This is a genomic window from Nocardiopsis sp. CNS-639 (assembly GCF_000381685.1).
Taxonomy (GTDB): Bacteria; Actinomycetota; Actinomycetes; order Streptosporangiales; family Streptosporangiaceae; genus Nocardiopsis; species Nocardiopsis dassonvillei.
Genome location: NZ_KB906864.1, coordinates 73,087 through 92,162, shown reverse-complemented (window position 1 = coordinate 92,162; position 19,076 = coordinate 73,087). Strand labels below are relative to the sequence as shown.

The 19,076-nt window shown below is 71.1% G+C and carries 15 protein-coding genes; 6 read left to right on the top strand and 9 right to left on the bottom strand.

Features of this window, described 5'->3' with window-relative positions:
* Nucleotides 1-268: 268 nt before the first annotated feature.
* On the top strand, nucleotides 269-574 hold the full coding sequence (locus G011_RS0117635) for a hypothetical protein (RefSeq protein WP_019609646.1): 306 nt from the start codon (nucleotides 269-271) through the stop codon (nucleotides 572-574).
* A gap of 67 nt (nucleotides 575-641) precedes the next feature.
* On the opposite strand, the gene G011_RS0117630 is transcribed toward G011_RS0117635, so the two are convergent.
* A complete protein-coding gene (locus G011_RS0117630) occupies nucleotides 642-4,775 on the bottom strand; it encodes a vitamin B12-dependent ribonucleotide reductase (RefSeq protein ID WP_019609645.1) in 4,134 nt (1,377 codons plus the stop codon).
* A 107-nt stretch (nucleotides 4,776-4,882) separates the two neighbouring features.
* The gene (gene nrdR, locus G011_RS0117625; protein WP_026338404.1) at nucleotides 4,883-5,386 is read right to left on the bottom strand and encodes a transcriptional regulator NrdR; all 504 of its coding nucleotides are present in this window, start codon (nucleotides 5,384-5,386) and stop codon (nucleotides 4,883-4,885) included.
* A gap of 653 nt (nucleotides 5,387-6,039) precedes the next feature.
* On the opposite strand from nrdR, the gene lexA reads away from it, so the two are divergent.
* Together lexA and G011_RS0117615 are read left to right on the top strand one after the other, a co-directional pair.
* The gene (lexA, locus tag G011_RS0117620; RefSeq protein WP_026338403.1) at nucleotides 6,040-6,759 is read left to right on the top strand and encodes a transcriptional repressor LexA; all 720 of its coding nucleotides are present in this window, start codon (nucleotides 6,040-6,042) and stop codon (nucleotides 6,757-6,759) included.
* A gap of 108 nt (nucleotides 6,760-6,867) precedes the next feature.
* Nucleotides 6,868-7,959 (top strand): S9 family peptidase, encoded by a 1,092-nt coding sequence (locus tag G011_RS0117615; protein WP_019609642.1) that lies wholly within the window; start codon nucleotides 6,868-6,870, stop codon nucleotides 7,957-7,959.
* 13 nt (nucleotides 7,960-7,972) lie between these two features.
* Here G011_RS0117615 and G011_RS0117610 read toward each other — a convergent pair whose 3' ends face one another.
* A complete protein-coding gene (locus G011_RS0117610; protein WP_019609641.1) occupies nucleotides 7,973-8,599 on the bottom strand; it encodes a hypothetical protein in 627 nt (208 codons plus the stop codon).
* 201 nt (nucleotides 8,600-8,800) lie between these two features.
* Here G011_RS0117610 and G011_RS32790 point away from each other — a divergent pair, with 201 nt between their 5' ends.
* Nucleotides 8,801-8,929, top strand: a complete 129-nt coding sequence (locus tag G011_RS32790; protein ID WP_255342148.1) for a hypothetical protein — start codon at nucleotides 8,801-8,803, stop codon at nucleotides 8,927-8,929.
* Nucleotides 8,930-9,276: 347 nt separating this feature from the next.
* Here the strand turns inward: G011_RS32790 and G011_RS0117605 are convergent, their stop codons facing one another.
* Together G011_RS0117605 and leuS are read right to left on the bottom strand one after the other, a co-directional pair.
* A complete protein-coding gene (locus G011_RS0117605) occupies nucleotides 9,277-9,867 on the bottom strand; it encodes a hypothetical protein (protein WP_019609640.1) in 591 nt (196 codons plus the stop codon).
* 86 nt (nucleotides 9,868-9,953) lie between these two features.
* Nucleotides 9,954-12,449 carry a leucine--tRNA ligase gene (gene leuS / locus G011_RS0117600; RefSeq protein ID WP_019609639.1) on the bottom strand — a complete coding sequence of 832 codons (2,496 nt, stop codon included), beginning with the start codon at nucleotides 12,447-12,449 and terminating at the stop codon, nucleotides 9,954-9,956.
* 365 nt (nucleotides 12,450-12,814) lie between these two features.
* Between leuS and G011_RS0117595 the strand changes: the two genes are divergently transcribed.
* Nucleotides 12,815-14,374 carry a long-chain fatty acid--CoA ligase gene (locus G011_RS0117595; RefSeq protein ID WP_019609638.1) on the top strand — a complete coding sequence of 520 codons (1,560 nt, stop codon included), beginning with the start codon at nucleotides 12,815-12,817 and terminating at the stop codon, nucleotides 14,372-14,374.
* A gap of 203 nt (nucleotides 14,375-14,577) precedes the next feature.
* Here the strand turns inward: G011_RS0117595 and G011_RS0117590 are convergent, their stop codons facing one another.
* Nucleotides 14,578-15,477: a carbohydrate ABC transporter permease gene (locus G011_RS0117590; RefSeq protein WP_019609637.1), complete on the bottom strand. Its 900-nt coding sequence runs from the start codon at nucleotides 15,475-15,477 to the stop codon at nucleotides 14,578-14,580.
* A gap of 163 nt (nucleotides 15,478-15,640) precedes the next feature.
* Here G011_RS0117590 and G011_RS0117585 point away from each other — a divergent pair, with 163 nt between their 5' ends.
* Entirely contained in the window at nucleotides 15,641-15,940 is a 300-nt protein-coding gene (locus tag G011_RS0117585; protein WP_019609636.1) for a hypothetical protein, read from the top strand.
* Between the two features lie 23 nt (nucleotides 15,941-15,963).
* Here the strand turns inward: G011_RS0117585 and G011_RS0117580 are convergent, their stop codons facing one another.
* The 3 genes from G011_RS0117580 to G011_RS0117570 all read right to left on the bottom strand — a co-directional run bounded on the left by G011_RS0117580 (nucleotide 15,964) and on the right by G011_RS0117570 (nucleotide 18,946).
* Nucleotides 15,964-16,869, bottom strand: coding sequence for a carbohydrate ABC transporter permease (locus G011_RS0117580; RefSeq protein ID WP_051104378.1), 906 nt, complete (start codon nucleotides 16,867-16,869; stop codon nucleotides 15,964-15,966).
* A gap of 112 nt (nucleotides 16,870-16,981) precedes the next feature.
* Nucleotides 16,982-18,265 (bottom strand): sugar ABC transporter substrate-binding protein, encoded by a 1,284-nt coding sequence (locus G011_RS0117575; protein WP_019609634.1) that lies wholly within the window; start codon nucleotides 18,263-18,265, stop codon nucleotides 16,982-16,984.
* A gap of 195 nt (nucleotides 18,266-18,460) precedes the next feature.
* Entirely contained in the window at nucleotides 18,461-18,946 is a 486-nt protein-coding gene (locus G011_RS0117570; RefSeq protein WP_013154351.1) for a hypothetical protein, read from the bottom strand.
* Nucleotides 18,947-19,076: the final 130 nt, after the last annotated feature.

Here is a 19,076-nt window from a genome sequence, read left to right as displayed (position 1 = left end):
GGAGGTCGGGAACTATCGGCTACGACGTCGCGTACCGCGGTCCGGTTCCAGGTGGGGACCTGTCCCGTAACCCGAGGGGCCGTAGCGGACAGCACCAACCCTGTCATGAGACGCGTCCGGAACCCAGGGCTGTAGACCGGAACGTGACGGGGGCGCTCACCCCCGAGACCGGCCCGGGCGGGCCGGATCGCACCGCCGCCGGACGGCGGATAACGTCGTCGGCACACGCAGCCACCGGCTCCGGCCGCAGCGAGAGGGGACCCCGTCCATGCCCGCAGTACCCAGCTCCGTCCTGACCACCGCGGGCCTGATCGGCGGCTACACGGTGGCCCGCACGACAGGCAACCGCCCGCTGGGCGGAGCCGTGCTGGCCGCGTTCGGCGCCGCGGCCTTCGAGACCTGGCGCCGCCGCTCGGGGGTGGGCACGGCGGTCGCGCTCACCGGCGTGTACGTGGGGGCGTTCGGGCTCTCCCACCCGCTGGCGAAGAAGGTCGGCGCCTGGCCCGCCGTGCTGGGGGTGACCGCCGTGACCGCCTCGGTCGCGGCCGCCTCCGGGGACCTCGACCGCGGCTGACGCGGGACCGGGGCTCCGGGGAGGGACACGGTTCCGCCCCCTCCCCCGACCGTCCGCCCGGCGCCGGTCAGCTGCAACCGCTGGTGGCCCCGCAGCCCTCACAGGCGTAGCAGCTGCCCGACGGGCGCATCTTGGTACCGCAGGTCACGCACAGCGGCGCGTCCGCCACGAAGCCCTTGCCCTCCATCAGCTCCGCGGTGGAGTGCGCCCGGGTCGGCCGCTCCGCCGCCGCGTGCGGCTCCCGCGCGGAGGCCGCCGGGACCTCCTCCGGGGCGTCCGCCCCGCGGGTGGCGGCGGACTGGGCGTAGGACTCCACCTGCGTGGCGACCTGCGCGGGGTCCTCGCCCGCCACCTGCGCCTGACGCTCGGCGGCCGACAGCACCCCCAGCGCGGCCCGCTCCTCGTAGGGCAGGTGGTCCAGGGCCAGGCGGCGGAAGATGTAGTCCACCACCGACTGGGCCATGCGGATGTCCGGATCGTCGGTCATGCCCGCCGGGTCGAACCGCATGTTCGTGAACTTCTCCACGTAGGTCTCCAGCGGGACCCCGTACTGCAGGGCGATGGAGATCGCGATGGAGAAGGCGTCCATCACCCCGGCCAGGGTGGACCCCTGCTTGCCGAGCTTCATGAACACCTCGCCCAGACCGTCGTCCGGGTAGGAGCCCGCCGTGATGTAGCCCTCGGCCCCGCCCACGGAGAACGACGTGGTCTCGCTCGGTCGCTTCTTGGGCAGGCGGCGGCGGACCGGGCGGGGCGCCTCGACGGCCTCCGCCTCGGACCCGGCCTCCTTCTCCCGCGTCCCTCCGGTGGACAGCGGCTGGCCCACCTTGCAGTTGTCGCGGTAGACGGCGAGCGCCTTCAGGCCCATCCGCCAGCCCTCGAAGTAGATGTGCTCGAAGTCCTCGACCGAGGCCTCCTCCGGCACGTTCACCGTCTTGGAGATCGCGCCGGACAGGAAGGGCTGTACCGCGGCCATCATCCGCACGTGGCCCATGGGCCGGATGTAGCGGAGCCCCATCGCGCAGTCGAACACCTCGTAGTGCTCGGTGCGCAGGCCGGGCGCGTCCACGACGTGGCCGTTCTCGGAGACGTACTCGACGACGGCCTCGATCTGCTCGTCCTGGTAGCCGAGGTTGCCCAGCGCGCGCGGGATGGCCTGGTTGACGATCTGCATGGAGCCGCCGCCGACCAGCTTCTTGAACTTGACCAGCGAGAAGTCCGGCTCGATGCCGGTGGTGTCGCAGTCCATCATGAAGCCGATGGTGTTGTGGCTGACCAGGCCGTTGGCCACGTAGGTGACGTTGTCGGGCACCGAGATGTCGTAGGTCGGCTGCACGCCGCCGTCCTCGTTGGCGCCGACCTCCTCGAAGACGTAGCCGAGGGCGTGTCCCAGCCTGCCGTCGAGCGTCTCGGAGTGAATGACCGAGGCCAGCTGCCGGGCCACGCCGCCGTACTTCCTCAGCGACTGCACGACCGTCCCCCGCGCGGCGTGCCCGACCGGTACCAGCTCGTCCCATACCTGGCGGGGCAGAACGATCCGGTCGCCCTTGGCCGAGCGGTCCGGCTCCAGTTGGACGACGAGCTTGTTCTTGCGGTCGCCCAGGAACCCGACAGTCTCGTCGAAGCGCAGGGCGTGGTCGACGTTGCGCAGGCGGACCACGTGGCACTCCCCGCCGTATCCGCTCCGGGTCGTGCGCGTGGTGGAGGCCATGCCCAGGGTCAGCAGCAGCGTGCGGACCTCTCCGGCGAAGGAGGCGTGCGCGGTGGACATGCTCGGCACACCCTCCAGGACGGTGCCGTCCGCCTCGAAGAGACCGCGCAGGAAGGCCGCGTACACCGCCGGGTCGTTGGTCTCCAGGACCGACGAGGGCACCCGGGGGGTCCAGCCCTTGCCGGAGTGGCCCTGACCCGGCAGGTCCTTGGCGAACCCCGCGGCCTTCCACCACCGGGCCAGGCGGACCGAGGACAGGGTGACCTCCTGGTAGCCCTGCATGGCGGTCACCACGGGCACGAGGCCGAACAGCCCCTTGGCCAGGACGCGCAGCCGCTCGACGACGTCCTCGTCGGTGTCGGCGACGCACAGACGGACGCCCTTGGCGTGCAGACTGCCGTCACCCATGAAGTACCCGACGAGCTCCGCGAGTTCCTCGTCCACCGCATCGGGCACGAACAGGCCGCGATCTCCCGCGTAGTAGGCCTGGTCCAGGACCGGCAGCACCACACGGCGGGGCTGCCCGACCAGGGTGCCCATCTGGACCGGAACGACGTCGCCCTCGGCGATGTCGACGAAGCGCTTCCACTCCCAGTCACCCGTCCGGGGGGAGACCACCTTGATCCGGTGCGTGTGCGTGCCCTGGAGCCGGTATCCGCCCTTCGTCACGATGCGCCGGGTCGGCTCCTCTCCGTTGACGAAGAACCTCGTCGCCTCGCGGGGCCCCTCGTCCGTGGAGACCCGGGCGGAGAGGTCCTGCCACCTGGGTCCGTAGACGTCGCCCAGTTCGGCGAGCCGGACGAGCCCCCGGTCGGTGGTGACCATGGAGTCGCCGGTGAGGCAGCCGGTGGGCGCGAGAAGGCTCGCCTGGGCGTTGCGCCAGCCGTTGCGCTCGCCGATCCTGAGGCACTCGGCCCACTCGCGGGTGGCCGCGGCGTGGATCGGCTCCTCCAGGGTTCCGACGGTGCGCAGGTCGTCGTTGGCCGCGGCGTGCTTGCGCATGACCCTCTTGTGGGCCCGCTCGTTGCGCCGGTAGCCGTCGTAGGGACCGACCACCCCGGCCAGCTCGGCGCTGCGCCGGTAGGCGGCGCCGGTCATCAGCGAGGTCACCGCGGCGGCGACGGCGCGCCCGCCCTCGGAGTCGTAGGCGTGGCCGGTCGCCATGAGCAGGGCGCCCAGGTTGGCGTAGCCGATGCCGAGCTGCCGGTAGGCGCGGGTGGTCTCGCCGATCTTCTCGGTGGGGAAGTCGGCGAAGGTGATGGAGACGTCCATCGCCGTGATGACCAGCTCGGTGAGCGCGGTGAAGCGCTCCACGTCGAAGGTGTCGTCCTCGCGCAGGAACTTCAGCAGGTTGATCGAGGCCAGGTTGCAGGACGAGTCGTCCAAATGGAGGTATTCCGAACATGGGTTACTTGCACTGATACGTCCGCTTTCGGGCGTGGTGTGCCAGTCCTGGATCGTGCCGTCGTACTGGATGCCCGGGTCCGCGCACTCCCAGGCGGCCCTGGCCATGCGCTGGAACAGCTCCTTGGCGTCCACCGTGGCGACGACCCCGCCGGTGGTGCGGGAGGTCAGGCCGAAGTCGGAGCCGCTCTCCACGGCGCGCATGAACGCGTCGGAGACCCGCACGGAGTTGTTGGCGTTCTGGTACTGGACGCTGAACATGTCGTCGCCGCCGAGGTCGACGTCGAACCCGGCGTCGCGCAGGGCACGGATCTTGTGCTCCTCGCGGGCCTTGGTCTCGACGAAGTCCTCGATGTCGGGGTGGTCGACGTCCAGCACGACCATCTTGGCGGCCCGGCGGGTGGCGCCGCCGGACTTGATGGTCCCGGCCGAGGCGTCGGCGCCGCGCATGAAGGAGACGGGGCCTGACGCGGTCCCGCCGGAGGAGAGCAGTTCCCTGCTGGAGCGGATGCGCGACAGGTTCACACCCGCGCCGGACCCGCCCTTGAAGATGATCCCCTCCTCCTTGTACCAGTCCAGGATCGACTCCATGGTGTCGTCCACGGACAGGATGAAACACGCGCTGACCTGCTGCGCGGAGGTGGTGCCGACGTTGAACCACACCGGGGAGTTGAAGCTGAACAGCTGGTGGGCGAGGGCGTGCTTGAGCTCGTGGTCGAAGACCTCGGCGTCCTCGGCGGAGGCGAAGTAGCCGTGTTCGCGGCCGGTCTCGGTGTAGACGCCGACGACGCGGTCGATGAGCTGTTTGAGGCTCCACTCGCGTTCGGGGGTGCCCACCGCGCCGCGGAAGTACTTGCTCGTCACGATCTGGGTGGCGTTCATCGACCAGGAGGAGGGGAACTCCACCCCGCGCTGCTCGAAGTTGACCGTGCCGTCGCGCCAGTTGGTCATGACGACGTCGCGGCGCTCCCACTCCAGGGAGTCGTAGGGGTGCGTGCCCGGGGTGGTGAAGACGCGTCTCACCCTGATCCCCTTGCGGTTGCCCTTGCCCTTGCGTCCGGCCGGACCGCTGGTGGTCTCCGTCATCGCCGGGTCTCCCCTCACTCGTGGGCACGGTCACCGACCGTGCCCGGCGTCCTTGTTCCGGGGGTGGTGTGGCCCCGCACGCGGTCGGGGTGCGGCCGCGAGGGGCGCTATCCCGTGGCGGCGCCGCTCCGGCCGCCGGCCCCGGCGCCCCCGTCGGTCTCGGCCTCGCGGTCCTGGCGCAGGCTGGCGATCTCGGCCTCGAAGTCGGAGAGGCTCTCGAAGCCCCGGTAGACGCTGGCGAAGTGCAGGTAGGCGACCTCGTCCAGGTCGCGCATCGGCCCCAGGATGGCCAGGCCGATCTCGTGGGCCGGTACCTCGGCCAGGCCGCGGCCGCGGATCTCCTCCTCGACCTGCTGGCCGAGCTTGGCCAGGGCGTCCTCGGAGACGGGGCGGCCCTGGCAGGCCCGGCGCACCCCGGCGATGATCTTGGTCCTGCTGAAGGGCTCGGTGACCCCCGAGCGCTTGGCCACCATCAGCAGGACGGTCTCCTGGGTGGTGAACCTGCGCTCGCAGACAGGGCAGGACCGGCGGCGTCGGATGGCCGCGCCGTCGTCGGTGGACCTGCTGTCGATCACCCGGGTGTCCGGATGGCGGCAGAACGGACAGTGCACCCTGGTTCACCTGCTTCTCTCACCGAACGACAACGCTTAGGTACCACTAAACCACAACTTCTGGGCAATCGCCCCTGTCGCCACACCAGATGTTGTGGTCGAACCTAGACTTCTTCCTGACCCGCCGCAACCCTGGCACGGGCGTGTCACGGACACGGCCGAACGGCCGCGCGGCATCGCGGTCCGCGGCGGCGGGATGGGCGGGGAGGTCGGCGCGGGCGGATCGCTGCGGGGGCGGCCCGGCACCGCGCTCAAGGATAGCGTCGCCGCCCGGAGCCCCCGCGCCCCGGCGGCGGGCGTCGGAATCCCGGCGTCGCGGGGATTTCGGTCGAGCCTGCGCTCCGGGATAAGACCCCCGCGCCTGGCCGGAACCGCTGTCACGGACACGCGTTCGCGCATTCCGGGGACAACAGCGCGTGAACGCGTGTACACACGTAAGTGCAGGCCGGAAATTGTCCGCGAATACGCGCGACGGCAATTGTCCCCAGCCTCGAACGCTTGTTTGATATCACCGTGTGCAACGACTAAAGTTGACCTTGATTTCACACCGGTTTCGCCATCACGTGGACCCCCAGGTCGGCACGGTCGCGGACCGGGGGTGGCCAGTCACACAAGCAGGCCCTGACCGAACCGAATGCCGAGGAGGCCCGGCCGTGCCGGAGGAGAATCCCGGAACCGCAGACACCGCCACCGTTCTCGCACCAACGGAGAACACGGGCGGGTCCACGCCCGAAGCCCCCAAACTCACCGCGCGCCAGCAGAGCGTGCTGAACTGCATCCAGCGCTATGTCCGGGAGCGGGGTTTCCCCCCGTCGATAAGGGAAATCGGGGAAGCGGTCGGCCTGTCCAGCCCGTCCAGCGTGGCGCACCAGCTCAAGGTCCTCCAGCGCAAGGGTTACCTGCACCGCGACCAGAACCGGCCGCGCGCGGTGGAGCTGCGCACGCCCGGTCGCGCCTCGGGGCGGACCCTGGTGCCCGAGGACATCGACCTCTCGCGCGCCGCCGCCGTGCCGCTGGTCGGCCGGATCGCCGCCGGTGGTCCGATCCTGGCCGAGGAGTCGGTGGAGGACGTGCTCGCCCTGCCGCGTCAGCTGGTGGGCGAGGGGCGCCTGTTCATGCTCACCGTGGTCGGCGACTCGATGACCGACGCCGCCATCACCGACGGTGACATGGTGGTGGTGCGCCAGCAGCAGGACGCCAACAACGGCGACATCGTGGCGGCGCTGCTCGACGAGGAGGCGACCGTCAAGGTGCTGCGCCGCGAGGAGGGCGGCCACGTGTGGCTGATGCCGCGCAACGAGGCCTACGAGCCGATCAACGGCGACGACGCCACCATCCTCGGCAAGGTGGTCGCGGTCATGCGCCGTGTCTGAGGTCCCCGCGTACCCGCGTCTCCGGTCCCTCTCCCCTCGGAGGGATCGGGGGCGCTTCCCCCTGTGGACGACGCGGGGCCGGCCGGCACGGGCCGCTAGGCTGAGGAGGTGTTCACACGTGCCTCCTCCCCCGCCGTCCGCTGGCGCACCGCACTGCTCGGTGCGGCGAGCGCCGTCCTGTTGACCGCCTCCTGCGCCCCCGCCGACGACGGGGCCGCCGAGGCGCCGGGGGTCGGCGGCGTCGAGCGCGAGGTGGCCTTCGAGGGCGGCGGGCACGAGGTGTCCGGCACCTTCCGGATGCCCCAGGACGTCTCCGGCACCGTTCCGGGCGCGCTCATCATCTCCGGCAGCGGTCCCACCGACCGCGACGGCAACAGCTCCGTGCGCCCCAACGCCAACACCAACCAGAACCTGTCCCGGGTGCTCGCCGAGGTGGGGGTGGCCTCGCTGCGCTACGACAAGTACGGCAGCGGTCCGGACTTCGAGACGCCGGACCCCGGCGGCGAGGTCGTGCCGGTGGACCCGGTGATCTTCGACGAGCAGGTCGCGGCCGCCTACGAGGAGCTCGTCTCCCAGCCCGAGGTGGACCCCGAACGGGTGGTCGTCGTCGGGCACAGCGAGGGCGCCCTGTACGCGCTGCGCGCCCACGATCTCATCGGCGCGGAGCACCCCTCCCCCGCGCTCGTGCTGGCCGCGCCTCCCGGTACGCGCTACCTCGACCTGATCGACCGCCAGCTCACCGAGCAGGCGCGTGCCGTCGAGGCCTCGGGCCAGGTGGAGGAGGGGCAGGTGGTCCAGCTCCTCTCGGACTCCCGCGCCGGACGGGCCGCGATCAGGTCCGGGCGTGCGCTCAGCGAGGTGGAGATGCCCAGCGGGGGTGTGCTGGGCGTCTACACCCCGGTCAACGAGGACTTCCTGGCCTACATGGACGCCTTCGACCCCGTCGACCTGGCGGAGGACCTGCCCGGGGGCACCCCGGTGCTGGTGCTGTGGGGGGAGCGGGACGCGCAGGTGTCCCGGCAGGACGTGGACCGGCTGATGACCGGTCTGGAGGGCGCGGGACGGGTGGACGTCCCCGACACCGACCACATCTTCCGCCGCTACCGGGACGAGCCCGGGGCCACGGTCCTGGACGAACAGCGCCCCTTCGCCGAGGAGGTCGCGCCCGCGCTGGAGGAGTTCCTGGGCACGGCCTGGTAGCCGCGCCGGAGCCTCACTCGGGGATGGAGTCCGGCAGCGCCTCGGTCACGGACAGCGCGAACTCCTCGGCGCCCGCGACCATGCGCTCCCGGTCGCCCGGGTTCTGCGCGTCGTAGCTGGCCGCCAGGCTGTAACAGGTCTCCAGGTACAGGTTGGACACCCGGGCGCCGACGCAGGCGACCGTGTACGGGTTCTCCTGGACCCAGGCGACCGCCTCCTCGCCGACGCCTTCCAGCTCCTGCGCGTCGTACTGGGAGGTGGTGGTGCGCAGGTTGTCGGCGGCCGTCGTGACGCCGCCCGGGTCGGGGGCGGCCACGGCCACCAGCGTCGCGGTGGCCGGAACCTGTTCGCCGGGGCCGCCGGGGGTCGCCCACCGGCACTGCCAGCCGGAGCCGAACGCCTCCTGCGGGCCGCCGACCGGTTCCTCGACCTCCAACTCGTGGTCGGGCACCAGTTCGTCCAGCGTCCCGGTCTCGGCGACGGAGCACTCGGGCGAGACCCCGAAGGCGCTCGCCTCCGGGGTGTCGCGCGCCACCACGTACCAGATCGCCCCGGCGGCGAGCACGACCAGCACCAGGGCGGCGGCGACCACGGCGGCGGTGGCGCAGCCCCGGCTCTGCGGTTGGACGGAGGCCACCACCTCGGGCGCGGGCTGCTGGAGGTGGGGCTGCTGCCACGGGGATCCCGGGGGCTGCGGATACTGCCCCTGCGGGGCCGGGTGGGGGTGGTAGACCTGCTGTTGTCCGTGAGGTTGTGGTGCCTGAGACGGCGGAGACTGTTGGTGCCCCTGCGACTGTGGCGAATGTGATTCCAGGGGTCCCTGCTGCCCCTGCGGCTGCCCATGCGTTTGCGGCGTCTGTGGCTGCTCGGAGTCGCCCTGACCGTGCGACTGCTGCGGTTGCGGAGGCTGTTGGTACCCCTGAAGCTGCTGAGGCTGCCCATGCGTCTGCGGTGTCTGCGTCACCTGTGACTGCGTGGGGTCGTGCTGGTGCACGTGGGACTGGGGTGGCTGCTGTTGCCCGTATGACTGTGCCACCTGGGATGGCTGAGGCGACTGCTGTTCTTCGTGCGGCTGCGGAGGTTCCTGTGATCCCTGCGACTGAGGTGCCTCGTGCTCCCGCTGGGACGAAGGTTGCTCGTCTTCCTGCGCTAGCGGAGGTTCCTGGGCCTCCTGCGGCTGAGGCGCCTCATGCGCCCGCTGCCCCTGGGACGGTTGGCTCTCCTGGAACCGCGGTGCCTCGTGCTCCCCCGGGGACTGCGGAGGCTGGTGGGCTTCCTGGGGCTGCTCGGGATCCCGCGGATCGGGGTGCTGGTCGCTCACAGGGCCTCTCCGAGCTGCACGGCGAACTCCACTGCCAGGTCCCGGGCCTCTCCGAAGTCGACCGGCTCGGTGCCGGAGGTCCCCGCGTAGGACACCCGCACCAGCAGGTTGTCGGTGGGGAAGGCCAGTTCGGCGGTACCCGGAGTCTGGCCGCGCCACACCCGGCCCTCCCCGGCGGGCAGTTCCACGGCCTCGCCGCGCACCGGCACCAGGGCGTCGTAGGCCTCCCGCGCCCGCTGGGCGCCGGTGACCGGCTCCTCCCCCGTGGTGTCGGTGAAGCGGGCGGACAGGTCCAGCCGGAGCACCCCCTGCGGCCCCTCGGTCAGACCGGCGGAGGACCACGAGCACGTGGTGCTGTCGCCGTCGGCCAGGGGGCCCTCTTCGGAGGACTCCAGGACCGCGCCGGGCACCAGGCCGGTGACGAGCGCGTCCGAGACCACCGCGCACCCGGGCGCCGCGGCGTGGACGTCGCCGCTCTCGGGCACGCCCGGGTCGTCCCCGGCCAGCCACAGCCCGCCGCCGATCGCCACCGCGGACAGCACCACCGTGCCCGCGCCGATCACGGCCACCCGCGCGAGGGGACCCACCCGGCCACCGCCTCCCTGTCGGTCACCGAGCCGACCGCACACGGGCGGCGGCCGCTGCGCGCGGCCGCCGCCCCTCGTGTGCCTGGTCAGCCGACGACGATGTTCACCAGCTTGGGCGCGCGCACGACCACCTTGCGGATCTGCTTGTCGCCGATGAAGCCCTGTGCCTTCTCCGAGGCCAGGGCCAGCCGCTCCAGCTCCGCCGGGTCGATGTCGGGCGCCACGGACAGCTTGTCACGGACCTTGCTCTGCACCTGCACCACGCAGGTCACCGACTCCTGCACCAGCAGGGCCGGGTCGACCTCGGGCCAGTTGCCGACGGCGACGCTGCCGCTGCGTCCGAGCTTCTCCCAGCCCTCCTCGGCCACGTAGGGCGCGAACAGGGACAGGGAGACGGCCACGGCCTCGGCGGCCTCGCGGACCGCCGGGTCGGCGGCGCCGGGGCCGGAGTCGATGGCCTTGCGGACGGCCGAGACCAGTTCCATGGTGCGGGCGATGGCCACGTTGAACCGGCGGGACTCGACCAGGGCGGTGATCTGGTCGACGGTGCGGTGCGTGGTCCGACGCAGGTCGGTGTCGCCCTTGGCGGGGTCGGTTCCCGGCGCGCTGGCCGCGCCCGCCTCGCTCATCACCCGGTAGGCGCGGTTGAGGAACTTCTGCGCGGCGACGACGGAGACGTCGGCCCAGTCCACGTCCTCCTCGGGCGGGGAGGCGAAGAGCATGGTCAGCCGGACCGCGTCCACGCCGTAGGCGTCGATCTCCTTGCCCAGGTCCACGCCGTTGCCCAGGGACTTGGACATGGCGCGGCCCTGGTTGATGACCTGGCCCTGGTTGGTCAGGCGGCGGAAGGGCTCGGTGAAGGACACCATGCCCATGTCGTACAGGACCTTGGTGAAGAACCGGGCGTACATCAGGTGGAGCGTGGCGTGCTCCTTGCCGCCGATGTAGTGGTCCACCGGCCCCCACTTCTCCACCGCCTCGGTGTCGAAGGGGGCGGTGTCCAGGCGCGGCGAGCAGTAGCGCAGGAAGTACCAGGACGAGTCCACGAAGGTGTCCATGGTGTCGGTGTCGCGCTCGGCGGGGCCGCCGCAGGAGGGGCAGTCGACGTTGACCCACTCGGTGGCCGCGGCCAGGGGCGAGACGCCCTTGGGGGCCAGCTCGGCGCCCTTGAGTTCGGGCAGGGTCACCGGCAGCTGCTCGTCGGGGACGGGCACCTCGCCGCAGGAGGGGCAGTGGATGATCGGGATGGGGGTGCCCCAGTAGCGCTGGCGGGACAGCAGCCAGTCGCGCAGGCGGTAGTTGATCGTGCCCTGTCCAGTGCCGCGCTCGGCCAGGATCTCGATGATGCGCTCGATGGCCTCGGTCTTGGCCAGGCCGTCCAGCGGGCCGGAGTCGCGCAGGACGCCCTCCCCCGCGGTGGCCGTGCCCGTCTCGACGGGGTCGGGTTCGCCGGTTTCCACCACGACCCGGACCGGCAGGTCGAAGGCCAGGGCGAAGTCCAGGTCGCGCTGGTCGTGCGCGGGCACGGCCATGATGGCGCCGTGGCCGTAGTCGGCAAGGACGTAGTCGGCCGCCCACACGGGCATGCGCTCGCCGTTGACGGGGTTGATCGCGTAGCGGCCCAGGAACACGCCGGTCTTGGGGCGCTCAGTGGCCTGGCGCTCGATGTCGGAGAGCTTGGCGACGTCGGCGCGGTAGGCGTCGAAGGCCTCGCGCTGTTCGGGCGCGCACAGCTCGTCGGCCAGGTCGGCGTCGGCGGCCACGACGAAGAAGGTGGCCCCGTAGAGGGTGTCGGGCCGGGTGGTGAAGACGGTGACGGGCTCGTCGCGGTCCTCGATGGCGAAGTGGACGTCGGCTCCGGTGGAGCGGCCGATCCAGTTGCGCTGCATGGCCAGGATCTCGTCCGGCCAGCGGCCGTCGTCGAGCTGGTCCATGTCGTCCAGCAGGCGCTGGGCGTAGTCGGTGATGCGGAAGTACCACTGGTTGAGGCTGCGCCGCACGACGTCGGCTCCGCAACGCTCACACTTGCCCTGCACGACCTGCTCGTTGGCCAGCACGGTCTGGTCCTGGGGGCACCAGTTGACGTGGCCGTCCTTGCGGTAGGCCAGTCCGCGCTCGAAGAAACGGGTGAACAGCCACTGGTTCCAGCGGTAGTACTCGGGGTCGCTGGTGTGCAGGCGTCGCGACCAGTCCACGCTGATGCCGTAGCGCCGGAACGAGGCCGCCTGGGTCTCGATGTTGGCGTAGGTCCACTCGGCGGGGTGGGAGTTGTTCTTGATGGCCGCGTTCTCGGCGGGCAGGCCGAAGGAGTCCCAGCCGACGGGGTGCAGGACGTTGTCGCCGCGCTGGAGGCGGTAGCGGCTGATGACGTCGCCGATGGCGTAGGCCTCCGCGTGGCCCATGTGCAGGTCGCCGGAGGGGTAGGCGAACATGTCGACGATGTAGGAGCGCGGGCGGGTGTCCCCGGGGTCCTCGTCGGCCTGGAACGGAAGCTCAGCGGCCCAGCGCGCCTGCCACTTGTCCTGGAGGGCACGGGCGTCGTAGGTGTCGCCCGTCGTCTGGTCGCCGTCTGCCGCTGTCATCGCCACGTGTTCCTTAGCCGGTTCGGGGTGTACAGCACTCAGGTTAGCGGTTGGCGGGTCGGGGCGCGGACGGGTTCCGCGCAGCCCCGCGCGGGTGCGCCCGGGGGCGGCGGCCGGGGCCCGGAACCGGAGAAGCCCTCCCCCCACTCCGCGCGGGCGGGCCCGGCGTCACCGCCTGTCCCGCTCGGTCACGGGGTCACGGAGAGCGAGGGGGAAGATCGGTGAGATTACGGACTCCTGACCCCTCCACACCGACCAGCCGGTTTGTTACTCTGCCGTCAAAGTGGCGCAGAACACGCGACTCGGGTCACATCATCCCGAATCATCGCGTATCCACTGGACCCATCTGGCTGCGGGAGGCCCCCATGCTCAACCTGTCCGTGCTCCTGGAGGACGGTGCCCGGTCGGCTCCGGAGAAGGAGTGCCTGGTCTTCGGCGACCTGCGCCTGAACTACGCGATCACCAACATGATCGCCAACCAGGTGGCCAACCTGCTGGTCGCGCGCGGGATCAGGCCGGGGGACCGGATCGCGCTGGCCAGTCCGAACGTGCCCTACTTCCCCTTCGTGTACTTCGGCGCGCTCAAGGCGGGCGCGGTGATCGTGCCGCTGAACGTGCTGCTGACCCCGCGCGAGATCGCCTACCACCTGGAGGACTCCGGGGCCAGGGCCCTCTTCGCCTTCACCGGCACGCCGGAGCTCCCGCTGGGCGAGAGGGCCTTCGAGGCCTTCGGCCAGGTGGACTCCTGCGAGTTCTACGTGGACCTGCCCGCCTCCCCGGGTGCCACGGAGTCGACCATCGACGGCGCCGAGACCTTCTGGAAGGCGCTGGAGGGCCAGCCCGGCGAGTTCGAGACGGTGCAGGCCAGCTCCGACGACACCGCGGTCATCATCTACACCAGCGGCACCACCGGCAAGCCCAAGGGCGCCGAGCTGAGCCACCACAACCTGCTGCTGAACGCGGTCGGCTCGTCCAGGCTGGTCGAGCCCCACCCCGACGGCCGCGACGTCGCCCTCGTGGTCCTGCCGCTGTTCCACATCTTCGGCCAGACGGTCATGCTCAACGCGGCCCTGTACCGGCACGGCACGATGGTCCTCATGCCGCGCTTCGACGGCGCCGAGGCGCTCAGACTCATGGAGAAGGAGGGCGTCACCGCCTTCGCGGGCGTGCCCACCATGTACTGGGGGCTGCTGGGCGCGGTCCAGGCCGCCGAACCGGGAACCTACAACCTGGAGAAGATCGCGGGCAACGTGGTGGACGCGGTCTCCGGCGGCGCCGCCCTGCCCGGCCAGCTCGCCGAGGACTTCACCAAGACCTTCGGCGTGGGCATCAAGGAGGGCTACGGCCTGTCCGAGACCTCCCCGGTGGTGTCGTTCAACAACCCCAAGGTCAAGGCCAAGACCGGCTCCATCGGGCAGCCGGTGTGGGGTGTGGAGATGAAGCTCATCGACCCCGAGTGGAACGAGGCGGCGGAGGAGGGCGAGATCGCGGTGCGCGGGCACTGCGTGATGAAGGGGTACCACAACCGCCCCGAGGTCAACGCGGAGGTGATCCGCGACGGCTGGTTCCGCACCGGGGACATCGCCCGCCGCGACGAGGAGGGCTTCTACTTCATCGTCGACCGGTCCAAGGACATGATCATCCGCGGCGGCTACAACGTCTACCCGCGCGAGGTCGAGGAGGTCCTGATGACCCACGAGGCGGTCAGCCTGGCCGCGGTCGTGGGCGTGCCCCACGACACCCACGGTGAGGAGGTCAAGGCGTTCGTGATCCCCAAGGAGGGCGCCGAGGTCACCGCCGAGGGGCTCGTCGCGTGGGCCAAGGAGCGACTGGCCGGGTACAAGTACCCGCGCGAGGTGGAGTTCCGCACCGAGCTGCCGATGACCTCCACCGGCAAGATCCTCAAGCGCGAGCTGCGCGGCTGACCTCCCGCGCGGCGGGGCCGGTCCTGTCTTCTTCGGGTCTCCGCTTCGCTTCGGCCCGCCCGTCGCCCGCCACCGCCCGCCGGGGGCGCTGCGCGACGGGGCGGGCCCCCACCCTCAGACGCCTACGGCGCGGTCCTGCTCGCAGTCTCACCTCCAGAACCCCGTGGACGCCCGAATCCTCCCCCGGGGGTCCGGCCCCGCCCTCATCCCTTGACGGCCCCCTGGACGAGTCCGGAGACCAGGAAGCGCTGCACGAGGACGAAGAAGACCATGACCGGGATGGTGATGAGCGTGGAGGCGGCCATCACGTGCCCCCAGTCGTTGGCGTACTGGCCGAAGAACTGGCGCAGGCCGACCGCCACCGTGTAGTTCTCGCTCTGGGTCATGAAGGTCAGCGCCAGCACGAACTCGTTCCACGCCACGATGAACGAGAAGATGGCCGTGGCCACCAGGCCGGGCGCCACCAGCGGGAACAGCACCCGCCAGAACATCTGGCCCCAGGAGGCCCCGTCGATGTAGGCGGCCTCCTCCACCTCCACGGGCACCGCGGCCACGAAGCCGCGCATCATCCACACCGCCAGCGGCAGGGACAGCGCCACGTAGACCACGCCCAGGCCGAGCATGGTGTTGAGCAGCTGGAGGTCGCGCACCTGGAGGAAGAGCGGGATGACCAGCGCCTCCAGCGGCACCATCTGCACGATGAGGACCATCACCAGCACCGCGGTGCGGAAGCGGAACCGGAAGCGGGCCACCGCCACGGCGGCCAGCAGCGACAGTACGCACGCTCCGGCCACGGTGATGCAGGCGACCGTGAGCGAGTTGAGCATGTACTGGCCGAACCTGGCCTCGGTGAGCACGTAGACGAAGTTGTCCAGGGACAGCCCGGTGGGCAGCAGCGTCCCGGCCCCCGAGGTGGCCCGGTCCGAGAACGCGCTGATGAGCATGAAGTAGACGGGGAAGAGCGTGAACAGCAGCAGGACGGCCACTCCGACGGACTTGGCCAGGAACCGCCCCGTCCTGCGGACCTCGCCCCTGCGGCGGGCGTCGCGGACGCGGCCCTCCCAGTCGGGGCCGGCGGCGGGTGCCTCTGTGCGCGTGACCACGGGCGTTCCTTCCTCAGCGGTGACCGGGCCGAATCCGGTTGTTCCGGGCTCGGACGGGGCCGTTAGACTCCTGCACTGTCCGGGGCGGGACGTCCTCCGCACCCCGGCGGAGGGGGAGTGATGGCCGTGTCGACAGGGTCGCCGGAGACGGTGGCGTAGCACCGTGCGCGATTCTGCCGGGCCCTCCCCCACCGAGGTCGTCATCAGCTGGATCCCCCACGACGCGCGCTTCCGGGACCGCGCCGTCCGGCACGCCCTGCGCGACCCCAGCGGACGGCTGCTGCACGCCTACGTCGAGAACCTGGTCAACCGCGGCAACGACGACGGGCGTCCGCTGGGCGAGTACGACCTGCGGACCATGGGCGCGGTGCGCGAGGACCTGGACCGGCGCTCGCTGGCCTCGGTCGACTGGCGCCGCGTGCGCGACAAGCTCGTGGCGGGGCTCCACGGTCCCGCCCGCTGAGCGGGCCGCGGGGGCCGACGCGCTCATCGGAGCTCGTCCTCTCGGAAGAGCGCGCGCAGGTAGAACACGGTGATCACCAGGAGCAGCAGGGTGAGCAGCACGGCGATGGCCGAGCCCAGGCCGTAGTCGTTGTGGCCGAAGGAGCGCACGTAGGACCACACGCCGAGGTTGAGCATCTCCGAGCCGCCCACGTCGCCGCCGGGCATGAGGTAGATCTGCGCGAACACCTTGAAGTCCCAGATGGTGGAGAGCACGGTGACCACGGCGAACACCGGGCGCAGCACCGGGAAGGTGACGTGCCAGAAGCGCTTCCAGGCGCCCGCGCCGTCGATGCGGGCCGCCTCGTGCAGTTCGGCAGGGACCGTGAGCAGTCCGGCCAGGACCGTGACCGCCACGAACGGGAAGCCCCCGTGCACCACGTTGAGCGTGACGATGGCGTAGAAGAACAGCCGGTCGGCGAACCAGTTGTGCCCGGAGGGCTCCAGCAGGCCCAGGGAGGCCAGGGTCTGGGAGACGACGCCGCTGTCGACGTCGAAGATCCAGATCCACACGTAGGTTCCGCTGACCGCGGGCATGGCCCAGGCGACCATGATGCAGGAGACCACGATGATCCGGGGCACCGGGCGCAGCGTGGCCAGCAGCAGCGCCACCAGCGTGCCCACGACGATGGTGGTGACCACCGCGACCACGGCGAAGACCACCGTGTTGAGCAGGGCGACCCGCCACAGGTAGGGGTCGGTGAGCAGGGCGGCGTAGTTGGCGAGCCCGACGAAGTCGGACTCGCCCGAGACGAGGTTGCGCAGCTGGTACTCGCGGAAGGACAGCCACACGATCCGGGCGAGCGGAAGCAACAGCAGCAGTCCGATGACCGTCAGCGCGGGGGCGAGCAGCACCCAGGGCAGGAGCGCCCTGCGGCCGCGGTGGCCCAGGAGCGGCGTCCGCCGGGGCCGGGGCCGTCGCGAGGACGGCTCGGCGGAGCTGCGGACCTCGGGCCCCGGCTCGCTGTCGGCGGTGCCCAACCCGACCGGTGTTCGCACGTGTCTACCCCCCGTTGAGGATGCGCTCGATCTCGTCGGCCGCGTTCTCGGTGGCCTCGTCCACGGTGGCCTCGCCGTTGAGGATGTCCTGCTGCATGCCGACCAGGACCTTCTCGGCCTCGACCTGGGTCCAGGCGGGGGTGACGGGCACGCCCCGGCTGGCCTCGTTGAGCTGGACGGCGAAGGGCTCCAAGATGGGGTCGGCGGAGGCGGAGAAGGTGTCGACCCGGTCGACCACGCCCGGGAAGAAGCCGGTCTCCTCGGACCAGCGCATGCCGAACTCCTCGCCGGTCAGGTGCTGGACGTACTGCCAGGCGGCCTCCTCCTGGCCGGTGCCCTCGAAGACCGACAGCAGCGAGCCGCCCGCGAAGGAGGGCATGTACCCGCCGTCCTGGCCGGGCAGGGTGAAGGAGCCCAGCCTGCCCTCCAGGTCGGGGTTGGCCTCCAGGATGGCCTTGGGGTTGGCGCTGCCGAGGATGGCCATGGCGGCCTCCTCCTCCGCGACGGCCTCCATGACGGCGATCTCGTTCCAGTTGACGGCGCCGGTGGTGGAGGTGTCGTCCTCCAGGGCCAGGCCGGTGAAGAACTCAACCCCGGCGCGGGCCTCCTCGCTGTCGATCTCCGAGACCCAGGTGCCGTCGGACTGCTCGACGGCGATCTCCCCGCCGCCGCCCCAGATCCACGGCATGACCGAGTACTGGGCGTCTCCGGGCACGGGGAAGGCGATCATGTCCTCCTCGGCCTCGGACAGGGCCAGGGCGGTCTCGCGCAGCTCCTCCCAGTTCTCGGGGACCTCCAGGCCGTGCTCCTCGAAGACGTCGGTGCGGTAGACGACGGAGCGGATGGAGGCGTACCAGGGGACGCCGTAGACGCCCTCGTCGAGCTGGCCCATCTCCATCAGGCCGGGGATGTACTGGGAGGTGTCGATGTCGTAGCCGGACAGGTCGTGCAGGGCTCCGGCGTCGGCGAAACCGGGGGTGAAGGTGTTGCCGAGCTCGGCGACGTCGGGCATGGTGCCGCCCGCGATGGCGGTGGAGATCTTGTTCTGGGCGTCCTGCCACGGCACGAACTCGACGTCCACCTCGATGCCGGTCTCCTCGGTGAACGCGGCGTTGGCCGCCTCGAAGAACCCCGTCTCGTCGGGGTTGGTGCCCTGCATGATCCAGACCAGGAGGCCGTCGGATTCGGAGGCCCCGCCTCCTCCGCTCCCGCACGCCGTCGCGGCCAGGACCAGCGCCGCGGCGGCGGCGGGGAGCGGAACGTACTTGTGGGTTCTTCTGCGGGCCATCGGCACGCCTCCCGTTCCTTTCGAGGGTCCCCTCAGGGTTGGTAGGAAACCTACGTAAAGAACCGCGTCGAGTGAAGTAAACCACTACCTTTTGTGTCTGAGCCGTTAGGAGGCATGACATATCCGGAGTGTCGCGGCCGGTACGGCGTGTCGCACGAGTCCCTTTCGACCCGTTTGTCCCTTGGCTGTGCGCCCTTACTCGGACAGTCCGGTGACCTGGCGCAGGGTGGACAGGAGTTCGGCGCGCTTGTACACGGCCAGGCCGATGGCCGCGCCGAAGGCGGCGAGCATGTGCACGTAGACCATGGGATCGCCCCGGGTGAAGCGCTCCGCGGCCTCCTCCTCGCCGACCGAGTGGGCCTCCCACGCGGTGGAGACGGCGAACTCCAGTTCGGGCGGGAGCATCTCGGCGACCATGCGGGCGACGGCCTCGCGGGAGTCGGCGGGCTTCCACACCACGCCGGTCTGCTGCACGCGGCGGCCGAGGAAGGCGGCGATGACCTTGAGCTCGGACGTGACGGCCTCGACGTCGTCGGCGGCGCGCGGGACGACCTCGTCGAGCTCCTGCCGGTTGCGGTCGGCGTAGGCCTCGATCAGGTCGATCGCGGTCCGCTTGACGTGGTCGGGCGCGTCGGGCGCGGGCGTGGTCCCGTCGGTGCTGCCGTCGGAGGATGAGGACACGTCGTGGTCCCTTCTGGTGGGTGTGCGGCCGGGGTGTGCCGGGCTGGGTCCCGCCGGTCTCGCGGCGGGGTGTGCGTCCGCCGGGCACGCCCCGGGTCCATGATGCCGCGAAGCGGACCCGGCTGACCCC